Source organism: Pseudomonas sp. 2995-3 (assembly GCF_002742565.1).
Taxonomy (GTDB): domain Bacteria; phylum Pseudomonadota; class Gammaproteobacteria; order Pseudomonadales; family Pseudomonadaceae; genus Aquipseudomonas; species Aquipseudomonas edaphica.
Genome location: NZ_LJSB01000072.1, coordinates 1 through 231, shown reverse-complemented (window position 1 = coordinate 231; position 231 = coordinate 1). Strand labels below are relative to the sequence as shown.

Genomic DNA, 231 nt, shown 5'->3' with positions numbered 1-231 from the left:
GACCTTAGTGCAAAGAACCCTACTCCAGCTAGTCCTTTTCCCAATTCTTTAGTTTTGCTTCGCGTACCTTCGGGAAAGATACCTACCATTTTCCCTTCTTTTAATAAACTTAACCCTGTTCTTAAGGCCTGTCGGTCGCTCATACCGCGTCGAATTGGAAAAGCCCCTAGTCTTGGTATAATACTTTTCAATATCGGAGTTTCAAAAAGTTCTGCTTTAGCCATAAAACAT

The 231-nt window shown here is 41.1% G+C and carries 1 protein-coding gene; it reads right to left on the bottom strand.

What is annotated here, in order from left to right; translation table 11 throughout:
- Window positions 1–231 (bottom strand): lysophospholipid acyltransferase family protein (locus AOA62_RS03865; RefSeq protein WP_143521732.1); only part of this gene is annotated, 231 nt, incomplete at both ends.